The organism is Pseudoalteromonas aurantia, assembly GCF_005886875.1.
Taxonomy (GTDB): Bacteria; Pseudomonadota; Gammaproteobacteria; order Enterobacterales; family Alteromonadaceae; genus Pseudoalteromonas; species Pseudoalteromonas aurantia_A.
This window is the reverse complement of sequence record NZ_PNBY01000090.1, coordinates 1-5,023: the sequence shown is the minus strand read 5'-3', so window position 1 is coordinate 5,023 and position 5,023 is coordinate 1. Positions and strand designations below refer to the sequence as shown.

Annotated in this window: 2 protein-coding genes; both read right to left on the bottom strand. The window is 42.1% G+C overall.

What is annotated here, in order from left to right; translation table 11 throughout:
- Positions 1–1,711, bottom strand: a 1,711-nt coding sequence (locus tag CWC18_RS16940; RefSeq protein WP_249930148.1) for a condensation domain-containing protein, incomplete at its 3' end; no start/stop codon positions are given.
- 24 nt (positions 1,712–1,735) lie between these two features.
- Positions 1,736–5,023: non-ribosomal peptide synthetase (locus CWC18_RS16935; RefSeq protein WP_138675750.1), on the bottom strand; the 3,288-nt coding region annotated here is incomplete at its 5' end.

Here is a 5,023-nt window from a genome sequence, read left to right as displayed (position 1 = left end):
AGGTGGCTTCGTAACGTACATGTAACCAATGGGCAAGCTGATTAGCTCGCTCATTCAGTGCTCCATAACTGAGCTGTTGAGCGTCAAAACACAGTGCAACCGCCTCTGGAGACGCGAGTACTTGAGCTTCAAAAGCCTGAATCAAGTGGACGCCCTTTTTAGAGGACGAACACATAAATTGCTCATCAGGTTTTGCCCATGACATTAAGCGTTCGCGTGTTTGACCAGATAACAAAGAATACTCAGGAAGTTTAGCGCTAGTACTGTGAGCTATTTGCTCTAGAACACATTGAAAAGCTGTCGCGATATGTTCGATACTACTGCGTTTAAACAAACTCGTTGCAAAGTTGAAAGTCGCTTCTAACCCCTGTTCTGTATCATTCATAATAAGTGTCAGGTCAAACTTAGCTGGGGAATACGCCCGCACCTGTGTCGATGGCTCAACTTCCCTCATAGGGAGTGCAGAAGTGGCTGTTTCACCGTTATTTTGCTGTAAACTAAACAAAACTTGAAAAATAGGGTGTCGAGACGGATCTCTGCTCAGCTCTAGAGCTTGGACCATTTGTTCAAATGGAATATCTTGATTCACCTTTGCCGCAGCAATCTGCTGATGACTTTGCTGGATCAACAGCGCCATAGACGCATCATTATCAAGTTGTAAGCGTATAGGCAAAGAGTTAACAAAAAACCCAACCATATCTTGAACTTGGGCATTATGCCTATTGTCTGACGGTGTCCCGATGACAACATCAGACTGGTTCGAAAAGCGTCCTAAAATGAGTGAAAATGCACTCAGTAAAACTGTGTATAGAGTAGTGCTGTGCTCCTTTGCAACTTGCTTGAGGGTACTTGCTAATTGGCTCTCGAAACGCATATGCAAATCTTCACCACAATAATCGCTTTGCATCGGCCTATTAAAATCCGTCAGCAAAGCCAGTGGCTGAACCTCTGACAAATTACTCTTCCAATATGCCAACTGTTGAGCACCGACCTCCCCTGACATCAGCTCTCGCTGCCAACAAGCATAATCAGCATATTGTAATTCGGGCAATGATAATGCTTCCCCATGTATATAAGCACGTTCAAAGTCCTTTAGAAACACAGCCACAGACCAGCCATCAAACACTATGTGGTGCCACACAAACAGCAATACTCTTTGCTCACCACACTGTAAAATATTGGCGCGCATAACAGTTTGGCCAAGATCAAACGGCTTTGATTGCTGTTTTTCTAACGCATCATGTAATGCGCCTGTTGTTGCAAAATCTTCAACCTCTATTGTCACTGTCGCATCTGTGACTTGCTGATAATCATCACCTTCATTATCTTGGGCAAACACGGTTCTAAGACTTGCATGCCTTGCAATAACAATATCAAGAGCAAATTGTAAGCGAATCAAATCTGCACTTTGCTCAAGGTTAAAGCATACCGGAATGAGATATGCGTCACCTGAGCTCATTCGCTCAATAAATAACAGACGTTGTTGAGCAAAAGACAGTGGATAACGCTGCCACTGAGGCATATTTTCAAATGCCTTTTGTGAGAAAATTTGTCTACTAGATAAGAAACTTATTAAAGCCTCTTTATCATCTTTAACTTTATTGATGAGTTCTGCGCTTAATGCCTGTGAACCGTAGGCAAGACTAATGTCTTGTCCATTAAGCCACACAGCAGCATTCGCATTTTTTATTTCTGTAAGTAGTTCAAACATAATAATAATCCTTTCGCTACTGCCTTAAATGGTGATGACTTTATTCTTATCCGCCACAGTTTGTGACTTGATTAAAGTCTTATGTGACTGTTGCTTCATATTCGACACGTTCTCAACAATTGCGCCAATGTACTGATGTTCATATAACGCAGAAATCGGCAATTCAAAATCGAGTAATGAACGAACTTTCGCCATGATCCGTAACGCATTGATAGAGTTACCACCTAAACGGAAAAAGTTATCTTCAACACCCACTCGTTCAATACCTAGATTTTCTTGCCATATTTCACACAACTTCGCTTCGAGCTCATTTCTCGGCGCGATGTACTCTGGCCCTTGTGCTTCTTCTATACGCTCTAGCGCATCCACGTTAACCTTGCCGTTTGCGGTTAAAGGCAATGAGTCCATAAACACGAAGTGACTCGGCACCTGATAGCTAAATAGCTTGCTGCGTAGTACTTGCTGTAATGACTTGATATTTAAATCTCGGCCAGAATGTGTCACCAAATAGGTAACTAGTACTGATTCTGTATTAAAGTCTTGCACTTGCACTATCGCGTGCTGTACTTCTGGTAACTCCATTAACACATCTTCAATACTTGATAACTCCACACGATAACCTCTGATTTTCACTTGAGAATCATCTCGCCCGACATATTGCAAATTACCATCAGGTAACCAACGAACTCGATCCCCCGTGCTATAAAGCGTGCTGTAGTCATCTGAGAATTCTCTATTACACGCAAATGGATTACGTACAAACTTCGAACTCGTTAGCTCGGGTTGATTCAGATAACCTCTCGCCAGTCCCGCGCCAGATATAAATAGCTCGCCAATAGCACCTGTTGGCAGTAATGTTTTATTTTCAGACAGCACGTACGCTTTTCGACCATTGATCGGTTTCCCTATTGGTACTGTGCCTGACATAACTTCGGAGCATTCAAACGTTGTTGCAAATGTCGTACATTCTGTCGGTCCGTAGCCATTGAGAATATGAGCGGGGCGATTCTGTTGTTTAACAATGCGGTTCATAATCGCTGGCGTTAATGCTTCACCACCGACAATTAAATAGCGCAGAGTGGCAAACATATCTGGGCATTGGCTATATACAGAGTCGAACAAAGCACGAGTTAGCCACAAAATACTGATCTGTTGTTTTTGTAACAAAGTCTCGATTTGTTCTGCTTCAGGTGTAAATTCCGTGCTCGGAATAAATAATGAGGCTCCTTGAGTTAATGCTCCCCATATTTCAAGGGTTGCAGCATCAAATGCCGGGTTAGCAAACTGCGCAAAAATATCAGACGGCGTTATTGCCATGAAATCAGCATTATTGACTAACGATGTCACCCCTTTATGTGGGATCAATACCCCTTTAGGAACTCCTGTCGTACCTGAGGTATACATAATATACGCCAAGCTTTGTGCGCTTGTTTTTACTGATAAATTTTCAGTTTCAGACAACGCAATATCGGCATCGTTAACCAATAAAATCATCGCAATGTTCGAACAATGTTCAAGTACAGCTCTTATTGCTCTTTCTTGAGTCGTATCAGTCAAAATAACCGACAAGCTGCAGTCATCAACAATATGTGCAATGCGCTCTATTGGACTATCAATAGAGATAGGCACGTAAGCAGCACCGGCTTTTAATACCGCTAACATACTGATAACCATATCAACTCTGTCATGATGATAAATACCGACGGCCATTGGCACTGTGTTCGACTTTGACAACAAATAGCACGCCCGTTGATTGGCCAACTCATTAAGCTGCGTATAAGTAAACGTGCCCTGTACAGTCTTCAATGCCACAGCATTTGGTCTAGCAGCTACTTGCATTTCAAATAACTCATGCACTGCTGTATTACCAAAGTTATTCGTTGATTTATTCCATACTTCTAGCTGTGCCTCACGCTCATAATCAGTAACAATATCTGTATGTAATGCATCTATATCATTGAGCATACATGTCACGATACGCTTAAATAATAATGCGTAGGTAACACCAACACCTGCTTGATAATGGCTTTTCAACGTGCTCAATGAGCCATTGATTTCGTCTCTATCTTGGTAAGCCTGAATATTAAGGTTAAACGGTAAGCTATTCTCTCCCTCACCCATACGGCTATTTACAACACTAGTGCCATCAACAGACTCTTCCTGCCAATAATTTCGGAAGTTCGTATAATTGAATGACGTCACATAGGGTTCTTGTCCACCAGTAATGTGTTTGATAGCCTCTACTGGATAAAAACGCTGACTCTCGATGTCCTTGCTCATTGATTGCACAGAGCCAACCAAATCACGCCAAGAAGAACTCTTTACATCCATCGCAAAGGGCAGCATATTGACAAATAAACCTAGGATTTTTTCGCTGTCTAAGGTTTCGGGCCTGCCATGAAATGAAATACCTGTAACGACTTGGTTGTACCCTGTCGCTATAGTCAGCGCTTTAATATGTGCGGTGAACAATATCGTTTTTAATGATACTTCAAGTTCATTCGTGAGTTTCCTCAACGCCAGAGCTTGCTCAGGTGCAATGCTAAAGCTTGCATAATCCGTATCTTTACCCGAAATAACTTCCACGTCACTATCCTGCTCGGGCAGTAAATTAACCTCTCTCGCTGCTATATCACTTAACGTTTCTTTCCAAAATAACGCGTTCTGATTGTCCGCAAGTACCGCTAATTCCTTTGCAATATAGTCTCGATAGCAGGCTGAAATCGGCTCATCCTTGATAACTGAACGGTTCATTGCTGCTGTATATCGCGATAAAATTTCTGAAATTAATGCAGCCTCACTCCAACCATCCAAAATGGCATGATGGAAACTTAGGCTTATATAAAAGCTTTGCGCATCAACTTTATGCGCTGCAATACGCAACATTGGATAGTCTGCATCAGTAAAGCTTGTCGCTTTTTCTGCCTCATACCACTTTTTTATCGTTTCAACATCACCAATATCACTGATATGAAGTGGGATTTGCGCATCTTTATGTACTAACTGAAGCGGCTCGCTATATTCATCACTTACAATTTGTGTACGCAACATCTCATGGCGAGTACTTACCTGTGCCAATACTTTAGTTAGTATGTTGCTATCCAAAGTCATGCTGACTTTGTAACTTAGTAAGTCATGATAAACACTGCTTTCAGAAATACGACTGTGATAAATAAGCCCCAACTGAAGTCGGCTGACAGGGTAAGCATCTTCAATATGGTCTGGTATCAGCGCCCGATCCGCATCACTAATCAATGAAAAGACATCACTATCAACCGCACTGAGTGCACCTGCTTGCCCATCATCAATGGT